At 68.6% G+C, this 20,076-nt stretch carries 16 protein-coding genes; 11 read left to right on the plus strand and 5 right to left on the minus strand.

From position 1 onward, the window contains the following. Positions 1 to 60 precede the first annotated feature (60 nt). From HUA74_RS41885 to HUA74_RS41895, 3 genes are all read left to right on the plus strand, one after another. A complete protein-coding gene (locus HUA74_RS41885; RefSeq protein ID WP_141641119.1) occupies positions 61 to 1,035 on the plus strand; it encodes a PD40 domain-containing protein in 975 nt (324 codons plus the stop codon). Between the two features lie 72 nt (positions 1,036 to 1,107). Next, complete coding sequence (locus tag HUA74_RS41890; RefSeq protein WP_174459050.1) at positions 1,108 to 1,584, plus strand: ankyrin repeat domain-containing protein; 477 nt, start codon at positions 1,108 to 1,110, stop codon at positions 1,582 to 1,584. Between the two features lie 116 nt (positions 1,585 to 1,700). Further along, positions 1,701 to 2,255 (plus strand): DUF2378 family protein, encoded by a 555-nt coding sequence (locus HUA74_RS41895; RefSeq protein WP_141641121.1) that lies wholly within the window; start codon positions 1,701 to 1,703, stop codon positions 2,253 to 2,255. Between the two features lie 73 nt (positions 2,256 to 2,328). On the opposite strand, the gene HUA74_RS41900 is transcribed toward HUA74_RS41895, so the two are convergent. Beyond that, positions 2,329 to 4,542, minus strand: a complete 2,214-nt coding sequence (locus tag HUA74_RS41900; protein WP_141641122.1) for a (Fe-S)-binding protein — start codon at positions 4,540 to 4,542, stop codon at positions 2,329 to 2,331. A 575-nt stretch (positions 4,543 to 5,117) separates the two neighbouring features. Between HUA74_RS41900 and HUA74_RS41905 the strand changes: the two genes are divergently transcribed. From HUA74_RS41905 to HUA74_RS41935, 7 genes are all read left to right on the plus strand, one after another. Continuing rightward, the gene (locus tag HUA74_RS41905) at positions 5,118 to 5,282 is read left to right on the plus strand and encodes a hypothetical protein (protein ID WP_174459051.1); all 165 of its coding nucleotides are present in this window, start codon (positions 5,118 to 5,120) and stop codon (positions 5,280 to 5,282) included. Between the two features lie 226 nt (positions 5,283 to 5,508). Then, positions 5,509 to 5,832 (plus strand): hypothetical protein, encoded by a 324-nt coding sequence (locus HUA74_RS41910; protein ID WP_174459052.1) that lies wholly within the window; start codon positions 5,509 to 5,511, stop codon positions 5,830 to 5,832. A gap of 220 nt (positions 5,833 to 6,052) precedes the next feature. Then, a complete protein-coding gene (locus HUA74_RS41915; RefSeq protein WP_174459053.1) occupies positions 6,053 to 7,306 on the plus strand; it encodes a VWA domain-containing protein in 1,254 nt (417 codons plus the stop codon). 208 nt (positions 7,307 to 7,514) lie between these two features. Continuing rightward, entirely contained in the window at positions 7,515 to 9,827 is a 2,313-nt protein-coding gene (locus HUA74_RS41920) for a protein-disulfide reductase DsbD (RefSeq protein ID WP_174459054.1), read from the plus strand. Positions 9,828 to 9,873: 46 nt separating this feature from the next. Next, the gene (locus HUA74_RS41925; RefSeq protein ID WP_174459055.1) at positions 9,874 to 10,455 is read left to right on the plus strand and encodes a thioredoxin family protein; all 582 of its coding nucleotides are present in this window, start codon (positions 9,874 to 9,876) and stop codon (positions 10,453 to 10,455) included. A 305-nt stretch (positions 10,456 to 10,760) separates the two neighbouring features. Further along, positions 10,761 to 13,031, plus strand: a complete 2,271-nt coding sequence (locus tag HUA74_RS41930; protein WP_254625496.1) for a zinc-dependent metalloprotease — start codon at positions 10,761 to 10,763, stop codon at positions 13,029 to 13,031. A gap of 274 nt (positions 13,032 to 13,305) precedes the next feature. Then, a complete protein-coding gene (locus tag HUA74_RS41935; RefSeq protein WP_174459057.1) occupies positions 13,306 to 15,582 on the plus strand; it encodes a zinc-dependent metalloprotease in 2,277 nt (758 codons plus the stop codon). Here HUA74_RS41935 and HUA74_RS41940 read toward each other — a convergent pair. Further along, positions 15,570 to 17,063, minus strand: coding sequence for an MFS transporter (locus tag HUA74_RS41940; protein ID WP_174459058.1), 1,494 nt, complete (start codon positions 17,061 to 17,063; stop codon positions 15,570 to 15,572). The genes HUA74_RS41935 and HUA74_RS41940 overlap by 13 nt on opposite strands. Before the next feature lie 167 nt (positions 17,064 to 17,230). On the opposite strand from HUA74_RS41940, the gene HUA74_RS41945 reads away from it, so the two are divergent. Then, positions 17,231 to 17,524, plus strand: coding sequence for a UBP-type zinc finger domain-containing protein (locus tag HUA74_RS41945; protein ID WP_141641129.1), 294 nt, complete (start codon positions 17,231 to 17,233; stop codon positions 17,522 to 17,524). Here HUA74_RS41945 and HUA74_RS41950 read toward each other — a convergent pair. The 3 genes from HUA74_RS41950 to HUA74_RS41960 all read right to left on the minus strand — a co-directional run bounded on the left by HUA74_RS41950 (position 17,521) and on the right by HUA74_RS41960 (position 19,961). Beyond that, positions 17,521 to 17,964 carry a type II secretion system protein GspG gene (locus HUA74_RS41950; RefSeq protein WP_174459059.1) on the minus strand — a complete coding sequence of 148 codons (444 nt, stop codon included), beginning with the start codon at positions 17,962 to 17,964 and terminating at the stop codon, positions 17,521 to 17,523. The genes HUA74_RS41945 and HUA74_RS41950 overlap by 4 nt on opposite strands. Before the next feature lie 166 nt (positions 17,965 to 18,130). Next, the gene (locus HUA74_RS41955; RefSeq protein ID WP_141641131.1) at positions 18,131 to 19,045 is read right to left on the minus strand and encodes a S1C family serine protease; all 915 of its coding nucleotides are present in this window, start codon (positions 19,043 to 19,045) and stop codon (positions 18,131 to 18,133) included. Positions 19,046 to 19,061: 16 nt separating this feature from the next. Further along, on the minus strand, positions 19,062 to 19,961 hold the full coding sequence (locus tag HUA74_RS41960; RefSeq protein ID WP_174459060.1) for a S1C family serine protease: 900 nt from the start codon (positions 19,959 to 19,961) through the stop codon (positions 19,062 to 19,064). Between the last annotated feature and the right edge of the window lie 115 nt (positions 19,962 to 20,076).

The following is a 20,076-nucleotide window of genomic DNA, read 5'->3' on the forward strand; positions in this document are numbered from 1 at the left end:
GACCCGGCGCGCCCTGTAGTGCGGGGCGCTGAACCGGGCCGGCAACGTGGAGCGATTGTGATGACGGGCACGCGGTATTTCGTCGGTGGGCTGTTGGTGGTGGGGCTGCTGGGTGGCTGCGAGCCGTTCGAGGATGATGGCGGCGGCGGCGGCGTGGGAGGCGTCCGGTTCAGCAAGGGCTTTGCCTTCGTGCGCGAGGACGACCGCAACGTCTTCGTGGTGGACGACGCGGGAGACCCCAACAGTCCGCAGCGGCTGACCAGCACGGGCGGGGCCTACTGGCCCTCGGTGTCGAAGGATGGTCGCAGCGTCGTCTTCGTCCAGCGCGGTGGCCTTGGCACCTCGCTGCTGACGGTGCCCACCACGGGTGGCACCGTGGCCACGTTGTTCAGCGAGAATGACGCGGCCTGCGCGCGGGGCTGCACCAATTTCCGCACGCCCACCTTCAGTCCGGACGGCCGCGGCGTCGTCTTCGTCTTCTCCCCCGGCAACAGCTCCCTCACGTCGCTCGGGCGGGTGAACACGGACGGCAGCGGCTTCCAGGAGCTCACCCCGAACTCCGTCGTCGCCTATGGGGCGCCGTCCTTCGTCCCCAATGGGACCGCCGTCGTCGCGCCCACGGGCAGCGGGCTCCAGCAGCTCAATCAGGTGGCGTACGTGCCGCTCTCGGGGGGCGCCATCATCGCCTCGTCGCTGGGCAATGACGTCGGGACCGTGGCCAACCGTGTCGCGGTGTCGCCGGACGGCTCGCAGGTGGTGCTGGACGGGCGCGGCTCCTCGAGCAGCGTGCGCACCTATGTGGGAACCCTGAGTGGAGGTCGCCTGGGCGCCTTGCGACGCGTCACCAGCTATGGCGGCGCAAGCGCCCAGGAGACGTGGCCGGTGTGGACGGGCGCGAGCCAGGTCGGCTTCCTCTTCGCCGACTCGGCGGGTGGGGACCCGGGCATCTACCGCTCCACCGTGAGCGCGGCGCCGTCCAACTCCGTCACGCTCGCGGTGCCCAGCGCGGCCGAGCCTTCGTACGGCCCGCTGTAGGCCTGTCCCCAGGCTCCCAGGTCCCTGGCATCCGCGCCCCCGAGGCGCGATGCTGTCGCGCTGGAGGCTGCCATGTCCCTCTTCGATGCCGTGCTCGCGGGAGACCGCGAGTCCTTGAAGTCCCAGCTCGACGCGGGCGCGGACCCCAATCCGTTCGATGACGAGGGACTCACGCCGCTGATGGTGGCGGCGCGGGAGGGACACGCAGGTCTCGTGGAGCTGCTGCTGAAGGCGGGCGCGGACGCGACGATTACGAACCGCATCGGAGAGTCCGCGGTCATCATCGCCGCCGCCCATGGCCACTCGAACTGCGTGTCGGCGCTCTGGGAGAGCGCGACGGAGGACGAGCGCTCCATGGTGCCCCTGTTGCTGCGCACCGATGCCATCACCGGTCCGGGCACGGCCTCTCCAGCCGCGACACCGCCGAAGGAAGACTTCCGCCGGAAGCTCGCGTCCGCGGGTGCGTACGTCGCGGGCAAGCTCGGGGATGACGGGGCCACGAAGCGGTTGGAGCGAGTGCTGCGTTCGGAAAAGCAACGCAAGCCCTGAGCACGCGTCCGTGTCCGGACACTCGCGGCGTTCACCACCCTCCACGCGCGGGCGGCCCCGCACCGCATGGGAGGCTTCACACGTACGGTCCGCCCCCGTCCGAGAGGAGCCACCGCATGGCGACGTCCGAGCCAAAAATCGTCCACAGCGGGACGGTGCAGGGTCTCTTCCAGATTGCGCTGAAGGACCGTCTGTCCGAGGACGCGTGGCGCCTGCTGCGTGAGGCGGGGTTGGATTTGTCCGTCCCGTTGCAGCCGACGTATCCCCTGGCCTCGTGGCTGCGCTGGCAACACATCGTGCTGGGTGACTTGTGGCCGCACCTTCCTCTCGATGAGGCCTGGCGTCAGTTGGGGCACGCGGTGATGGAGGGCCTGCTGGCCACGGTGCTCGGCCGGATGCTGGGCGTGGGCGCCCGCGCGTTGGGGCCCCAGTTCATGTTGTTCCAGCTCAACCGGGGCTTTCGCGGCACGGACAACTACGTGGAGACGCTGGTGAAGGCCAGCTCGCCCGGGCGCGCCGAGCTGTGGCTCAGCGACATCAACGACAGGCCCATCTACTACGTCGGCGTCCTGGAATTCCTGCTCACCCTCTCCGGCGCGAAGGAGCCCCGAGTCTCCGTGCTCGTGCGCGAGGGCTCCTCCTGCACGTACCTGCTGGAGTGGGTGAAGTGAGCGCCTGAAACGACGAAGGCCCGGGGCTTCACGGTGGAAGCCTCCGGGCCCAGGTCTCTTCCGAGTCGCGCCGTTACTCCGGCTTGGCGCTCAGCGTCGCGCCGGGAGCCACGCCACCGGCCGCGCCGCTGCGGACCTCCATCGCGTCGGCGACCAGCTCGGTGATGTCCTTGACCTTGATGTTCCCCTCGCGGCCGGTGTCGTTGACCGCGTCGCCGAGCATCGTCGAGCAGAAGGGACACGCGACGGCGACGATGCCCGTGCCGCCCTTCTCCTTGTAGTCGCCCACCAGGCCCGGCTTCTTCCTGTCCGCGGCGTCGGGGAACGGCGTGGTCGGGTCCTCGGCGTGCTTGAGCGTCAGCGCGACTTCGTTCAACCGGTTGTGGTTGATGCGCGTGCCGATGTGCTCCTCCATCCACATGCGGCCGCCACCGGCGCCGCAGCAGAAGCCCTCGCGCTTGCTGCGCTGCATCTCCACGACTTCCAGCCCGGGGATGGCCTTGAGCACTTCGCGGGGCGCGTCATACACGCCGTTGTGCCGGCCCAGGTAGCAGGGGTCGTGGTACGTCAGCTTGGTGTTCATCACCGCGGACAGCTTGATGCGCTTGTCGCGCAACAGCTCGTTGATGAGCTCCGTGTGATTGATGACGCGGTACTCGCCGCCGAACTCCGGGTACTCGTTCTTGATGGTGTTGAAGCAGTGCGGGCACTGGGTGATGACCGCCTTGACGCCCATCGAGTTCCACGACTCGACGTTCGTCTTCGCCATCGTCTGGTACAGGTACTCGTTGCCCATGCGGCGCGCGGAGTCGCCGTTGCACATCTCCTGCTTGGACAGCGTGGCGAAGCTCACGCCCGCCTCCCGCATGATTTTCACCAGCGAGCGGCTGACCTTCTTCTGCTTGTCGTCGTAGCTGCCCGCGCAGCCCACGAAGAACAGGTACTCGTACGGGCCGCCTTCGTCACCCCACGTGGGCAGCGCCAAATCTTCGGCCCACTCGTCGCGACGGTCCTGGCCCAGGCCCCAGGGGTTGCCCTGGCGCTCCATGCCTTCGAACACGCGCTGGATTTCAGGCGGGAAGTCCGCCTTCACCTGCACCTGGTAGCGGCGCATGTCGATGAGGCGCGGCACGTTCTCGATGAACACCGGACACGCCTGCTCGCACCACCCGCAGCTGGTACAGGCCCAGACCGTCTCGGAGCTCAGCGCGCCGCCGACGATTTCCGGCAGGGGCTCCTTGATGCGGTTGGGGCTGTAGCCCTCCTCCGCCCACTGCTCGTGGTCCCAGATCCAATGCTTCAGGTCCTGGTTGACGGCCTTGTGCGTGAGCGGCTTGCCGGTGATGTACGTGGGGCAGTGCGTCTGGCAGCGACCGCACTCCGTGCAGGAGTACAAATCCAGGCCCTGCTTCCACGTGAGGTCCCTCACCGTGGCGGTGCCGAACTCTTCCTTCTCCAGGTTGGGCGTGGGCAGCTTGCCGGTGGAGTGGGTGCGCTGGAAGAAGACGTTGGGCAGGCCGGTGATGATGTGGAAGTGCTTGCCGATGGGCAGGAAGTTCAGGAACGCCAGGACGATGATGAGGTGGGTCCAGAAGCCTCCAATGCCCAGCACGTGCGCGGCCGTGGAGCCCAGGGGCATCATCGCCATGCCGACCAGGCTGGTGAACGGCTCCCACCACACCAGCGCGGACGGGGCCGCGGGCACCTGCGTGGCGCCCATCGGCACCTGCTGCGCCGCCGCGTGCGCCGCCACCATGTGGCTGCCGCCGAACAGGAACTCGGAGACCATCAACCCGGAGATGAAGCCCAGGATGAGGTACGCCTCCCAGGACTGCGACATGCGGTCCGGCTTCACCTTCCAGCGCGTCCACACGTAGTAGCCGCAGCCCACCAGGGCCAGGGCCGCCACCACGTCCTTGATCAGCAGATAGCCACGGTAGGCGCCCAGCAGCACCGTGTTGTCCAGCCAGAAGGGGTGGCTCAGGTCGGTGAACAACTCCAGCGCGCCGGACGAGAAGCCCATCGCGAACATCATGATGGTGCGCACCTGCAGCACCATGAACGCCGCGTAGATGAGCACGTGCATCAAACCCGGGGTGAACTCCTCCGGGTCGACCATGCGCTTCTGCCCGAGCCCGAAGAGCACGAGCCGCTTGATGCGCAGCGGGATGTTGTCGAGCCGCCGCTCCTTCTTCATCGCGAGCAACACGCCCACGCGACCGGACATGGTCATCACGAAGATGGGAACGGCGATGGCAAGCAATAGGCCGGTGATGATGGGACTCATTGGGACTCGGAGGACCTCTGGGGGGACGCGGCGGAAGGCCCGTTGCCGCGACGCGGCAAAACTTGAGTGCCCGTCAACCCTAACAGGGGTGATTCTCGAATCAAGCGCTGAGCGGGCGAGGTGTCCGGGACTGAAGCACGGAGTGGCGCCACGAGCGAGCAAGCTTGCCCGCTACACCGATTTACTGACACCCGCACTGGCAGCCTACCGCCTTGAAAATGGCGAAGTGTTGACTGCTGTGTGGTTCCATCCGACGCCAGGCCGACCTACCTTGTACGACGGCCTCGCACGCTGTCTGTCAGTCAACGCCTTCTCAACCTGCTGAAATAATTGGAGTGGAGGTTGGAGGGCAGGCGAGTAGACGTGGGGTCGAAGCAGGGGTCGGAAGTTTGACTCCCCAAGGGCTTTACAACGCGAAGCGACATGAGCACCATGGTCGGTAAATCGGTCAACGAGTCGCAAGTCGGGCACCGCATCGTGCGGACCCACGCGGACCGAACAGGGGGGCGCCCACAAGGAGGCGAGCCGAAAGGCCGTCCACCTTCCCTGAAGCGGAGCGCCCAAAGGAGTCGGACATGGTTCACGATGACACCACCTACATGGACGATGAAGGGCTGCCGTATGTGGACCTCGCGGAAGATGGTGAGAGCGAGTCCGTGACTCCCGTGGATGGGTCTCCCGGTGGCCGGATGTGGGGCTATGGGGATGAGTCGTGGGGCGGCTGGAGCGCGGCCGAGTGATTCGCGGCCCCCGCGGCCGGTGGATGCGCGGGGGCGCTTCTTTGTAACCGGTGGTTTGGCTCGTGCGGTGGCTCCCTCAGTGGGTGGCTCCCGGGCCGGTGGTCTTACGGTGACGCCTGGGCGTTCGGGGCGGCCGTCATCTCCTCCTTCTTGCTGACGTCGTTGCGTGCGCCCTGGCGTGGTGCGCGAAGCTGCCGCGTGCGCGCGAGGAGGGCGGGAGGCCCGGATGAAGGTGCTGTGGTGCTGGCGCTGCAAGCTGGATGTGCCGATGCTCGACGAGGAGGAGTTCGCGCGCGTGGCCGGACTGTACCGGGCGGCGTTTTCTCCACGGAGCCCGGCGGAAGTGCGGAGCGGGGAGCGGCGCTCCATCGAGGAGCGGTTCCGGCCCGTGCGTGAGGAGTACGAGCGGCTCACCGGGTTCCACGAGACGAACGCCAACGCGGTGATGCACCACCGGCTGAGTCAGTATGGGCCGGCTTGTGCGCACTGCGGCAAGCCCCTGCGGACGCCCGAGGCCCGGCACTGCGCGGCGTGCGGCGTGTCCCGGTAATCGCTCCCGACGCGGTCAGGACCTACCCCGCCGCCGGGTGTGGCGGCCTGGCCCCCTCTTGATTCCGGGGTGTGTCTGCCCACATCCTCGACGTGGAAGCCTTTCCGTGAGGATCCATGCCATTGGTGTTGTGGCCCATGAGACTTCCGGTCGTGAGGGACGTCGTCTTTCACGGGGCGGTTCGCGGCAGAATGTCTCGTGAGAGCGCGCGGGAGCACGGATGAAGCAGACGGCCTTGGCAGTGGAGCGCGACGCGGAGCACGGCCGGGAAGTGTTGCTGCTCGTCACGCTGGAAGCGGACGCGGACGCGCCCCGGGCTCCCGTGACGGCGAACCTCGTGTTGGACCGCAGCGCGTCCATGCGCGGCGTCCCGCTGCTCGCCGCGGTGCAGGCCGCGCAATCCCTGGTGGAGCGCGCCAGCCCTCGCGACTACCTGGGCCTCCTCACTTTCGACGCGGAGCCGGAGCAACTGCTGCCCGTGCGCGCGATGGACGCTTCCGCCAAGGCCCAGTTCCTCAAGGCGCTGTCGCGCCTGGAGTCTGGTGAGGGCACCGCGCTGCACGAGGCCATCGAGCGGGGCGCGGAGGCTGTGCGCCGCGTGCTCGTCCCAGGTGCGCGCCCCCAGGTGCTGATGCTCACGGATGGCGAGCCGTCCGTCGGCCCCTCCCAGCTCTCCGATTTCAAGACGCTGGGCGCGCGTGTCGTGGAGTCCGGCGTCGTCCTGCACGCGCTGGGATTGGGCCGGCACTACCTGCCCGACATCCTGGAAGCCCTCACGGGACCGTCCGGTACCGGCTTCGTCCACGTGGATGACCCGGAGGGCCTTCCGCTGGCGGTGGGCACGATGTCCGCGGAGCTGTTCGGCGAGGTGGGCTCGGACGCGCGCGTGTACGTGCTGCCCTCGGGCTTCTCGGAGCTGCGCTGCCGTCACCGCTACTCCTCCCGTGTCGAAGGCGACGCGATGAGTGCGTCGCTCGGCGCGGTGTCGCAGTCCTTCCCGCGTCGGGTCCTCTTCTCCGGCAGGCTGGACGCGGCCGAGTGGAACCTGGGCGTGACGACCTCCTACCTGGAGGGCACGGACACGCGGCGCATGCCCGTCCCCGTGGCGCGCGTGCTGCCCGACAGCGACCAGGGCCGCTTCGTGCGCGCGGTGTCGGCGGAGCTGGAGCTGGTGGCCGCCGAGGCCTCCGCCTGGAAGGCCCTGGGCCGCCGCAACCAGGGGGCCGCGGAGCAGGCGCTGGAGACCGCCGACCTCGCCCTCTACAAGCTCGCGCGACTGGGCTCGCTGGAAGTCCCACCGCAACGCCACATGGAGCGACTGGCGGACCTGCGCCGCATCGTCGAGCGCCGCGCCGCGCAACCCCAGGCGCTGGTGATGCGCCGCGCCCACTCCGAGGTCTCCCGCGTCACCTTGAGCCGCGTGGGTCCGGCGCTCCCGCTGCCCGCCCTGGCCCCCTGGAAGTCGGAGGACTGAGCTGCTCCTGGCCTGGCTGCCCGGTCGCCCGCCCCGACGGAGCGGGTCCTTCTGTCCACGCCGCGTCACCCGGGATGTTTCCTGCCCCGTCGCACGCCCCGGATGCGGGCGGGCGCGGGGAATGTCCCCCCGCCTGGAAGGTTCTCCCTCGGAAGCAGGGCCCGTCGGATGCTGGCGACCTGGCTTCGGGTGGGTTAACGGGAGACGCATGAAGCACTCGGTGTCCAAGAGGCTCGCCCTGGTGGGCGGTATCGGCATGTGGCTGGTGGCGGCGGTGGCGCAGGCGGCGCTGCCTCCGTCCGCGGTGGCCACGGGCGCGCCCGACGAGGGCGATCCGCGCTTGGAGGCCGCGCTGCTGGTGGATGCCACCCAGGTGAAGCCGGGCGACACCTATCGCGTGGGCGTGCGCTTCCGGTTGGACCCGGGTTGGCACATCTACTGGAAGAACCCGGGTGACTCCGGCCTGGAGACGGACGTCGCGTGGGACACACCCGGCTCCACGGTGGGCGCGCTCCAGTGGCCCTTCCCGAGCACCTTCCGCACGCCCGACGGCTTCATCGTCACCCACGGCTATGACGGCGAGGTGCTCCTCTTCGCGGAGGCGCGCGCTTCCGAGCAGGCTGTCGGCACGCTCAACCTGTCGGCCGCGGTGAACGCGTTGGTGTGCGAGGTGCACTGCATCCCCGCGGACCTGATGCTCACGCGCTCCATCCCCGTGGGGCCGACGACGCTCGCGGACGCGGAGACCACGCCGACGTTCGATGCGGCGAAGGCGCGCGTTCCTCGCCCGGTGGCGGACACCGGCCACACCGCCGCGCTCGCGCTGGATGTGAAGCAGCTCACCGCGGGCCAGGAGTTCACCGGCACCGTCACGGTGGCGAAGTCCGGTGGTGGCGCGGTGCCCACCGCGGAGAAGGACGCCTTCGTCCCCGAGCGCATCCCCGGCCTGGACAAGGTGACGCTCACGCAGACGGCCCCGGGGCGCTTCGCGCTGAAGGGCAAGGCGGAGCCGGATGCACCGAAGGCGGAGCCTCGACTCAAGGGCGTGTTGCGCCTGGGGACCGAGGCCACGGGTTATCAGGCGCTGGAAGTCGATGTGCCGATGGCGCCCTTCGTGGCCGCCGTGGGTGCGGCGCCGACGCCTGTCGTGGCGAAGGCGCCCTCCATCAAGGACTCGCTCGCGGCCGTGAAGCCGGTGGCGAGCGCCGCGACGGCCGCGCCTCCGGAGTCGTCGATGGGGCTGGGCATGGCGCTCTTGTTCGCGTTCCTCGGCGGCGCGCTGCTCAACCTGATGCCGTGCGTGTTCCCCGTGCTGGCGCTCAAGGCGTATGGCTTCACGCGCATGGTGCGCCAGGAGCAGGGCCGGGTGGGCGCGCACGCGGCGGCGTACGCGGGCGGAATCGTCGCCAGCATGCTGGCGCTCGCGGGCGCGGTGCTGGCGGTGCGCGCGGGCGGCGCGGGCGTGGGCTGGGGCTTCCAGTTCCAGGAGCCACTCTTCGTCGCGGCGGTGAGCGCGGTGTTGGTGGCGTTCGCCCTCAACCTCTTTGGTGTCTTCAACGTGGGCCTGGATGGCACCGCGCTCGCGGGCAAGGTGGACCAGAGCCACGGACTGCTTCACAGCGCGGGCGAGGGCGTGCTCGCGGTGGTGCTGGCGACTCCGTGCTCGGCGCCGCTGCTCGGCACGGCGGTGGGCTTCGCCTTCGCGGCGGGTCCGCTCACGGTGCTCGCCGTCTTCACCGCGCTGGGCCTGGGACTGGCGCTGCCGTTCTGTCTGCTGGTGCTGGTGCCGGGGCTCGCACAGAAGCTGCCGAAGCCGGGCGCGTGGATGGAGCGCTTCAAGCAGGTGCTGGGCTTCGCGCTCCTGGGCACGACGGTGTGGCTCGTCTGGGTGATGGGGGGGCTTGCCGGCGTGGACGGCATGGCGCGGCTGTTGGCCTTCCTCGTCGCGGTGGGACTGGGCACGTGGGTGTATGGCCAGTCGCAACTCCAGGAGGGCGGGCGCCGGTGGGGCACGCTGGCGGTGGCGGCGCTGGTGCTGGTGGGCTCGGGCGTGGCGGCGCTGCGCTTCGAGGAGGCGGCCCCGGCGGCGCGCGCGTCAACCACGGTGGGGCAGGCGCAGCCTTGGAGCGACGAGGCGGTGGCCTCCGCGCTGGCGGCGGGGCAGCCGGTGTTCATCGACTTCACCGCGGACTGGTGCCTCACCTGCAAGTTCAACGAGCGCACCGTGCTGGCTCGCGAGGAGGTGCGCGCGGCCTTCACGGAGCACCACGTGGCGTTCTTCGTGGCGGACTGGACGCGCCGCGACGCGCGCATCACCGCGCGGCTGGCGGACCATGGCCGCGCGGGCGTGCCCATGTACCTGGTGCTGAGCCCCGGCGCGCCGGACAAGCCGGAGGTGCTGCAGGAGTTGTTGACGGTGGATGCGGTGGTGGACTCGGTGAAGCGTGCATCGGAGTGCTCACCGCTGCGCCGGCAGGACGGCTCGAAGGTCCTCTGCGCCGCTGGATTCCCTCGGCCTTGAAACGCAGTCATCCGCAGTCAAGCAGTGCCCAATCAGGAGGAATGCCATGAAGCAGGTCTTCACCGCTCTCGCGCTCGGTTCGGTACTCGTGGGTGTCCCCGCTTTCGCGGACGCGGAGGTCGGCAAGCCGGCCCCGGCCTTCACGCTGAAGGACGAGGCGGGCAAGGAGCATTCGCTGTCGCAGTACAAGGGCAAGGTGGTGGTGCTGGAGTGGACCAACCCCGAGTGCCCCTTCGTGAAGCGCCACTATGAGGCGGACACGATGGCCAACACCCTGAAGGGCTTCGACGCCAAGAAGGTGGTGTGGCTGGCGGTGGACTCGACGGCGCACAACACGCCGGAGAAGTCCGCCACGTGGAAGAAGACAGAGGGCTTCACGTACCCCGTGCTCCAGGACGCCAGCGGCGCGACGGGCAAGACGTACGGCGCCAAGACGACGCCGCACATGTACATCATCGACGCGGAGGGCGTGGTCCGCTACGCGGGCGCCATCGACGATGACCCGCGCGGCAAGAGCGACAAGAAGGTCAACCACGTGCAGACGACCGTGGACGCGGTGCTCAACGGCAAGCCCGTTCCCGCCGCCACCACCACGCCGTATGGCTGCTCGGTGAAGTACAAGAGCTAGCGCGCACGACGAACGCATCCATGCGGTGACAAGGGCTCTCTTCCCACTGGGAAGGGGGCCCTTCGTGCTTCTGGAGTCGCGCGCCCGCGCGCGGGTAGCAGCACGGTGGAAGGACCGCAAAGTCCACGGGCCGGGGAGCAAGCATGTCCGGCGAGGAGGTCTCTCGCATGGATTGCAACTCGATGACCGTGGCAATGAAGGTGCGACCTTGCCCGGGACCGCCGGGGGACGGAGCAGGGGCGTCGCGCCGTGTCCTGTGGCCTGACGTGTCTCGACTCCTTCTCCCGGTGTGGAGAGACATCGTGATGCGGAAACAACACTTCTCGACTCGGCGTTTCTGGATGGGCGCGCTGGCCCTGGTCGCGATGTTGGGTGTCGGATGCAGTGAACCCCAGAACACGAGCGACGCGCCCGAGGCCCCCGGAGCCGCCATTGTCCTGGGCGAAGACTTCGTCGAAGTCCCTCGCGAGCTCACGTCCGAGCAGCACACGCAGGTGACGCAGAAGCTCGACGGCGTGGTGGACGCGACGGGGCGGACGTTCTACCTCGCCATCCGAAAGAGCGAGCTGAAGCAGCGCTGGTTCCTGTCCGCCACGCTTCGACAGCTCAACTTCGACCCGGAGTACTACGGCCTCCCCGCGAATCTCATTCCCCGCGTGATTCGCTTCCAGGAGCAGAACGGCAAGCTCTACGCCTTCGACGCCCGCGACGGGTTGACTCGCAACGACATCTTCAAGCCGGACTCGTTGGTGGAGGCGTATCCCATCGTCACGGACCACGCCCCGTTCAACCGCTTGCCAGGCTCGGACCAGTACGTGCTCATCGACCCGGCGGCGGGGCTCAACCGTGTCGGCATCCTCGGAGACCACTGGTATGCGCCCGGGGCCATCGACTTCCGGATGGAGCTGCTCTTCTCCCAGCGCTTTCGGCGTCTCTCGGACGGCGTCCAGTACGAACAGGTCTTCACGGGCTTCACGGACGTCTTCGACGACCGGAGCGACTCCCTGGAGCGCAACGGCTTTCGCGCCTCGGGCACGCTGGCCATGGCGCTGCGCAAGTACAAGGAAGGTGAGGGCTTCACGGAGATGCCAGCACCGGAGCCGCGGCACTACTTCCGCAGCGAGGGCCGCTTCATCCCCAACACGGGCGAGCTGGCGTTGAATGCCATCAAGTGGAACATCCGGCCGGGGATGAAACCCATCCGCTTCTACATCACCCCCAACTTCCTGGAACTGAACGAGGACCCCCGCTACCGGGGTGCGGACGTGGTGGGCGCCGTGAAGCGAGGCATCGAGGGTTGGAACGCGGCGTTCGGCTTCAAGGTCTTCGAGGCCGTGCTGGGTGACAGCAGCATGGACATCGGAGAGGACGACAAGAACTTCGCTGTCCTCGACCCGAAGGTCCACGCCCATCTGGCCATCGCTGACTTCAGCTCGAATCCCAATACGGGCGAGGTCCGTCGGGCCACCGTCATGATCAGCGCCGCCATGATTCACGATGCCGAGGCCTTCTTCGCGGGAGAGCTGACGGCTTTCTCCTCGGCCAGCGCGCGTGACGAGAGCCCGAGGCCCAGGTTGTACTGGGTCGGGCTCACCCGCGAGCCCTCCTGTGAGCTGGACGCGGCGTCCCTCCCATCTGGCTTCTCCGCCCGACTGTCGTCCGAGGAGGACCGCTCCGAAGGACCCGCCCTCACCGTGAAGCAGAAGGTGGAGCGCTACCTCACCTACATCATGCTGCACGAGGTCGGTCACACGCTGGGCCTGCGACACAACTTCAATGGGTCGCGGGTGTACGACGGCACGCCCCAAACGCCGCGCTCGAGCACCGTCATGGACTACTCCGCCATGCCCGACACCATTCACGTGCAGGCGCCCGGCACGTACGACGTGGCGGCGGTGCGCTACCTCTATGGACTGTCCACGGCGCTGCCCACGGACCTGTTCTGTACGGACAGTGACGTCCTGGCCTGGGCGGAGCCTGCTTGTGTCCACTACGACCGCTATGACGACCCGTTGACGCGTTTTCATATGCCCAACATGCGGACCCTGGCGGAGCAGGTGCTGCGTGGCGCGCCCGTCGGCGTCGATTTCCGCGCGAGCCTCCAGGCGCTGGACTCCTTCGTCAGGGGCGGGGACGCGAGCGGACAGGCCCAGGCCTACGACGTCCTCATGGAGCAGGTGCGGCCACCCCTCCAGATTCCCTCGGGCGAAGGTGCGGCGTACGCGGTCCGTGCCAATGACCTGGCCCGCCGCATCCTCAGCTTCCTCTATCTGGACACACGCGTCGGGCAGCCCCATGCGGTGAAGCCGCCGCCGGCCACCCCTGCGTATACGCAGGCCCTGCTCGCGGACGTGCGCGGCATCCTGCTGAACGTGGACGGCGTGCGCACCTTCCCCGTGCGCCGGGTCATGGTGAATCTCCTGAAGGCGCACCAGACGCTCGCGGCCTATGGCGTGTTGCAGGAGGTGCACACGGAGCTGACGGCGCGACTGCCCACGCTCAGCGGCGAGGAGCGACTGGGGACGATGGAGCTGCTGGGCCGCATCGAAGTGGCCCGCTCGCCCTACTTCCGCTGAGGTGAGCGCGGTGCCGAGGGCCCTCTTCCCATGCTCGGGGGGAGTGCCCTTCGTGCTTTCTGGAGTCGCGCGCGCGTGGCTGGGGGCTCGAAAAGCCCACCTCTCGTGGGACGAGTGACTCCCGACCTCGGGGGTTTCACGGATATCGGTAACTCAATGGCTGTGGCAATGAAGGTGTGAGATTGCCTGGTCACGGCCGAGAGACCGGGCAGCGACGGCTCGGTCGAGGAGGGCCGTGCCGTGTTTCACCTCTCTCTCGGCGGGGGATACCGTGATGCGGCGATGGCATTTCGCGGGGACGCGCGTCTGGGCGGGCATCCTGGCGCTGACGTGGGTGTTGAGCACGGGATGCAGTGAGCCTCGGAGTCTGGAGCGGGAACCCGAGGGCCCGGGGCTCGACCTCGTGCTGGGAGAGGACATCGTGGAGGTGCCGCGACAGCTCTCCTCCACGCAGCGTGCGCAGGTGACCCAGAAGCTCGAAGGGGTGGTGGACCCGACAGGGCGGACCTTCTACCTGGCCATTCGCCGGAGCGAACTGTCGCAGCGCTGGTTCATGTCCGGCTTCCTTCGTCAGCTCCACCCGGGGGGAGCGGATTATGGGGCCGCGCAACAGGTCGGCACTCGCGTGGTTCGCTTCCAGGAGCAGAACGGCAAGCTCTTTGTCTTCGACGCTCGTGATGGACTGGACAGGAGTGACCCCTTCAGGCCCGACGTGCTGGTGGACGCGTTCCCCATCGTCACGGACTTCTCCGCGTTCCATCGACTGCCAGGCTCGGAGCAGTACGTGCTCTTCGACCCGGCGGCGGGGCTCAACCGCATCGGCTTCATGGGGGACCATTGGTATGGCTCGGGCGCCATCGACTTTCAGATTGAGCTGAGCTTCGCACAACGCTTCCGGCGCATCTCGGACGGCGTCTTGTACGAGCACGTCATCAGGGCGTACACGGATGACCCCATCGACAGCGCCGAGATTCTGGAGGTGAACGCCCTGGCGGTCTCCGCCACGTTGTCCATGGGCCTGCGGAAGTACAAGGAAGGAGCGGGTTTCAAGGAGACCCCCCTCCCTGAGCAGGAACTCTTCATCCGCAGTGATGGGCGCTTCATCCGCAACACGACGACGCTGGAGCAGGTCGCCATCAAGATGCACATCCACCCAGGGATGAAACCCATCCGCTGGTACATCACCGACACCCTGCTGATGCTGAAGGACGACCCCCGTTATGTGGATGCGGACCTGGTCGGCGCCATCAAGCGGGGCATCGAAGGGTGGAATGCGCTGTTTGGTTACAAGGCCTTCGAAGCGCTCCTGGGGGGTGGCGACATGGACCTCGGCGACGACGACAAGAATGTCTTCATCTACGACCCGGTGGACTCCATCTATGGCCCGTATGCCTACGCCACTCGGAGCGTCAATCCCAACACGGGAGAGGTTCGCAGCGGTCGCTTCTACTTCAACTCCAACATGATGCACGCCGTGGAGGCCTTCTTCGATGATGACCTGCTCGCCCTCGCTCAGTTGACGGCGCCCAAGGCCAGGCCTCCCCTGCGCCTGGCCCGGCCGGGGCTCGCTCGCGAGTCGGAGTGTGAGTTCGGGGCGGAGCTCTTCCATCCTGGACCGTCAGGCCAGACCTCCTGGGAGGAGGATGACGCCTCGGCGACTCCCCTGACCAAGACGGAGAAGGTGGAGCGCTACCTCACCTACGTGTCCATGCACGAGGTGGGTCACACGATGGGGTTGCGGCACAACCTCATGGGGTCGTTGGTCTATGACGGCACGCCGGCGACCCCTCGCTCGAGCACCGTCATGGACCGAGCCGACATGCTCGATACCGTCTACCTGCAGACTCCGGGTTCCTATGATGTCGCAGCCGTGCGCTATCTCTACGGGCTGTCGCCGGAGCTCCCCACGGACCTGTTCTGCACTGAGGACGCGTATCCAGGATGGGAGGACCCCGCGTGTGTCGGCCGCGACCGCTTCGACGACCCGCTGACGCGTTGGTTCACCCCCAACTGGCAGGCCGAGGTGGCGCAGGTGTTGCGCGGGGCGCCTGGCTCGTCCTCGTTCCAAAGATTGCTCCAACATACGGGCGACTTCGTCAGGAGCGGTGCGGAGAGTGCTCGGGTCCAGGCGTACGACGCCCTCATGCAGAAGGTGCGGCCACCACTCCAGGTCCCCGCTGGCGAGGGCGCCGCCTACGCAGCCCGAGCCGATGAACTGGCTCGCCGCATCCTTGTCCATCTCCACCTGGAGACGTACACGGTCTTCACCAAGCATCCGTATGATCCTCTGAGCACACCCCTGTATACGCAGGCCCTGCATGCCGACCTGCGTGGCATCCTGCTGAACGTCGACGGGGTTCGCGGCTTCCGCGTGCGGCGCGTCATGGTGGATATCCTGAAGGACCAGCAGACGCTCGCCGCCTATGGCGTGTTGCAGGAGGTGCACACGGAGCTGACGGCGCGTCTGCCCACGCTCAGCGGTGAGGAGCGACTGGGGACGATGGAGCTGCTGGGCCGCATCGAAGTGGCCCGCTCGCCCTACTTCCGCTGACTCCGGAACTGAAGACCCGGGCGTGAGCCTGGAGGCGTGGTGGAGCGCGGGCTCGGTCTCGAGGGCTCGCGCTTCACCCGGCCGACCTCCCGGGGCAACAGCAGGAACGAGCACAGCGCGCCCAGCACGCACAGGCCCGCGGACACCCACAGCGCTTCACGTGTCCCCGCGAGGAACGCGTCCCCCGTCTTGTTCGCGAGTCCTCCCAGGAGCGGCAGCAGTGCCACCGCCAGGAGTCCGGCGATTCGCGCCACGGCGTTGTTCACCCCCGAGGCGATGCCCGCGTGCCGGTCCTCCACCGCGCCGAGCACCACCGCCGTCAGCGGCCCCACCGTGAGACTCAACCCCAGGCCCAGCACGAGCACCCCCGGCAGCACCGTGCCCACGTAGCTTCCATCCCGGTGGATGAGCGTGAGCAGCGCCATGCCCACGCCCGCCAGCAGCGGCCCCGCCGTCATCAAGGGCCGTGCGCCGATGCGTCCCGCGAGCCTCCCCACCACCGGTGAGAACAACAGCAGCATCACGGTGATGGGCAGCAGCGACGCTCCCGCCGCGAGCGCCGAGTACCCGAGCTGTTGTTGCAGCGCGAGGATGAGCAGGAAGCCCACGCCGCCCAGCGCGAAGTACACCGTCAGCGTCGTGAGGTTGGCGCCAGAGAAGGTCCGCGAACGGAACAGCCCCAACGGCAACATCGGGTTTCGCGCGCGTGACTCGATGACGAGGAAGGCGGCCAGCATCGCCGCGCCGAACACCGCGGCGAGCACGGGGGCCACGGACCAGCCATGCGCGGGCCCTTCGATGAGCGCGTAGATGACGCCGCCGAGCCCCAGCGCGGCCGTCACCGAACCGGCGAGGTCCAGCTTGCGCGCATCCCCCGTGGGCCGGTCGTCCGGAACGTGGCGCAGCGTGGCCCAGGCGGTGAGCGCCGCCAGGGGAAGATTCAGGAAGAACACCAGCCGCCAGGAGGCCACGTCCACCAGCCAGCCTCCCAGCAGCGGCCCCAGCGCGGTGGTGACGCCGGACAGGCCCGCCCATGCGGCCACCGCGCGCTGTCGGTCCGCTTCGGGGAACGAGGTCCGCAAGAGCGCCAGGCTCGCGGGCACCAGCAGCGCCGCGCCCATGCCCTGCGCGGCGCGGAAGAGGGCGAGCGTCCAGGCGTTCGGCGCCAGGCCGCACAGCACGGACATGGCGGTGAAGCCCACCACGCCCAGCAAGAAGACGCGGCGCTGTCCCCAGGCATCACCGAGCGCGCCGCCGGTGAGCACCAGCGAACCGAGGGTGAGCAGGTAGGCGTCCACGGCCCACTGGAGGCCCGTCAGCCCCGTGTTGAGCTCTCGGCCCAGCGCGGGCAGCGCCACGTTGACGGCGGTGGAGTCGAGGAAGGCCATGCCGCTGCCGAGCACGCTCGCGAGCAGCACGCCGCGTCCCCGCGCACTGGCATAGGAAACGGACGCGCCGCCGGAAGAAGTGTCGGAAGGCATACGGCTCAACCGTGGGACGTGCGCCTCCGTCGCGCCACTCCTCGCGGTCCACGAGTGTCGGCCACCCTGGTGGCGAGAGCCTGACCGCATGGCTGCCCGGCATGTGGATGCGCGGGGCCTTCGTGCACACCCTGTCCGCGGGCGACGGGTTATCAGGGAGGCGAACGATGGCGACCGAGTGCAAGCACATCGAGCAGGCGGGGAACCCCGAGGCGAGGACTGACGGCTGCGAGGAGTGTCTGAAGATGGGGGCCCAGTGGGTCCACCTCCGACGCTGTCTGGAGTGCGGTCACGTCGGGTGCTGCGACTCGTCGCAGAACAAGCACGCGACGAAGCACTTCCATCAGACGAAGCACCCCGTCATCCAGTCGTTCGAGCCGGGTGAGACGTGGGTGTGGTGCTTCGAGGACCGGCTCCTGCTGGATGACAGACCGGAGCGGGGTGACTCGGCTCGCGTCTAGGGACGGGGCGAATCCTCTGGGAGCGGGCTCACGGGAAACGTGAGCTCGATGTCCTGGTCGTTGCCTTCTCCACCACCCACGCCGTCGGAGCCCAGGCTGCGCAGCTCCACCCACGCACCGCGAAGCGTGTACTGGTAGGGGTTGACCCACGGGTCGAGGGGCAGCTCATCGAGTACCCCATGGTCCACGAGGAGTTGGAGCCCTTCGGCATGCGTGGGTAGCTGGCCCGTCTTGCGCTGGTAGAGGCGCACGGCGCTCTTGATGTTCTTCAAGTCGAGCTCGGCCCGACTGTGTCTCGACTCGCCCCAACATTCGGAGAGCACGATCCAGAAGAAGAGTGGCAACACGAAGGCCGCCACTCCCGCCGAGAGAAACAGCAGGATGGGAAGGACCTGTCGGAGCGAGTGGCGCAGCGTGCGGCGTGGAAGCGTTTCATTCATGGCGGCTCGTGACTATTCAAGCCGCGTGCCTGCCTGGTCTCCGGAGTGGAGTCTCGTCGCACGTCTCACGTGCGACTGTCACTCCGTCACGGGCTCTTGTGGGCCCGGGTCGAAATGACAGCGCGTCCGTGGCTCCGGGCCGCATGAACCCGGAGCCACGTTCCGCTCACGCCGCCACGGGCTCGATGCGGGGGCGCGTGCGCGCGGAGACCTGCTTGCGCCGTCCCTTGCGCAACACGTCCAGCGACACCTCTTCATCGGTGGCCAGGGCCATCAGCCGCTGGAGGTCATCCACGCTGCCCACGGCGCGACGGTTGATGGCCAGCAGCAGGTCCTCCGGCTGGAGCCCCGCGTCGTCCGCGGGCGTCCCGTCCTGCACCCGGAGGATTCGCACCGCGCGGGGCTGCCCCGCGTCGCGGGCATGCTCCGACGTCAGGTCCACCGCCACCGCCGCGATGCCGAGGAAGCGCCGCTCCACCTTCCCCCGCTGGATGAGCAGGCTGGCCACCCACGCCGCCGTGGTGGCGCTCACCGCGAAGCCGATGCCCTGCGCGTACGGCAGCACCAGCGTGTTGAGCCCCACCACCTCGCCTCGCGTGTTGATGAGCGGCCCGCCGGAGTTGCCCGGGTTGATGGCCGCGTCTGTCTGGAGCATGCCCTCCAGGATGACGCCGTCAGGCAGCGTGACGCTGCGATTGACGGCGCTCACGACCCCGAGCGCCACCGACTGCTCCAGCCGGAAGGGATTGCCAATCGCCATCACCAACTGCCCCACGCGCACCGTCTCCGGCGCGGCCAGGGGCAGCGTGGGGAAGTCGCCGCCCTCCGCTCGCACCACCGCGAGGTCCGTGGGCGCGTCCCCGCCCACCAGCGAGCCGCGCAGCTCCTCGCCGTTGGACAGTTGCACCGTCAGCTTGCGAGAGCCCCGCATGACGACGTGGCGGTTGGTGAGGACATATCCATCCGGCGTGAGGAAGAGACCGGTGCCGTGGCCCCTGGCATGCTCCACGCCCACCACCGCGGGCGAGGCGCGCGACACGAGGGTCTCCAGGTCGTCCGAGAACTGTTGCAGCAACTTCATCGCGTCACCCCTTTCCTCACGAACGCTTGCCGATGGTGATGGGCACGTCCCGCACCTCACCGGCTCGCAACACGCGCGCCGGGACGGAGGTGCCCACCTTCTCGTCCCCCAGGTAGCCGAGCAGGTCCTCCACGCCGTGCAGCGCCTGGCCTCCCAGGCTCACCAGCACGTCCCCGAGCAACAGGCCGGCCCGGTGCGCGGGCCCGTCCGGGTCCACGGAGAGGAAGATGAGCCCCGCCTCCGCGCCCGCCGCCGCCCACTGGTGCTGGGGCAGCTTCACGGGGTACGCCCCCACGCCCAGGTAGCCGCGCCGGATGCCTCCGTGCTCGCGCAGCGACGCCGTCACCCGCGTCAGCGTGTCATGCGGAATGACGACGGCCGCGGTGCGTGAGAACGCCGCGGTGAGCAGCCCGACGAAGCGCCCCTCCACGTCCACCAGCGCGCCTCCAGAGAAGCCGGGCGGCAGGTCCGCGTCCGTCTCGAGATAACGGTCCACGCGCCCGCCCGCGTGGGTGCGCCAGCCCTCGCCATGCGTGCTCACCATGCCGAGCGTGGCGCGCGCCGTGCGTCCCGGCCGCGCCACCGTGACGACGAGGTTGCCCACCTTCACGGCGTCCAAGGGCGCGAGCGCGAGCGGGGAGAGCTTCGCCGCGTCGATTTTGAGCAGGGCCACGTCCGTGCTGGCATCGCGGCCGATGAGCTCGGCGGCCACGGTGCCGCCGTCGGACAGGCCTACTTGCACGGGGCCCTCATGCTCGACGGCGTGGCTGGTGGTGACGATGTGGCCCTCGGCGCTCCAGACGACACCGGTGGCGCCGCGCCGTCGTCGAGCGTCCACGCGGACGACGCTCGGAGAGGCCCGCTCGACGAGGGAGGCGAGAGACTGGGAGAGGGCGGGAAGAAAGTCGGTGGACATGGCGTGTTCCTTTCGAGGCGGAAGGTAAAAGCCTCGAAGGCGCGCCACATCGGCGAATCAGGCAGGGTGTGCACCTGCCCGTTCAGGCAGGTGGCCCCTCCTTTCGGGGAGCTCC

The sequence above is a fragment of the Myxococcus sp. CA051A genome (assembly GCF_013336705.1).
GTDB lineage: Bacteria > Myxococcota > Myxococcia > Myxococcales > Myxococcaceae > Myxococcus > Myxococcus llanfairpwllgwyngyllgogerychwyrndrobwllllantysiliogogogochensis.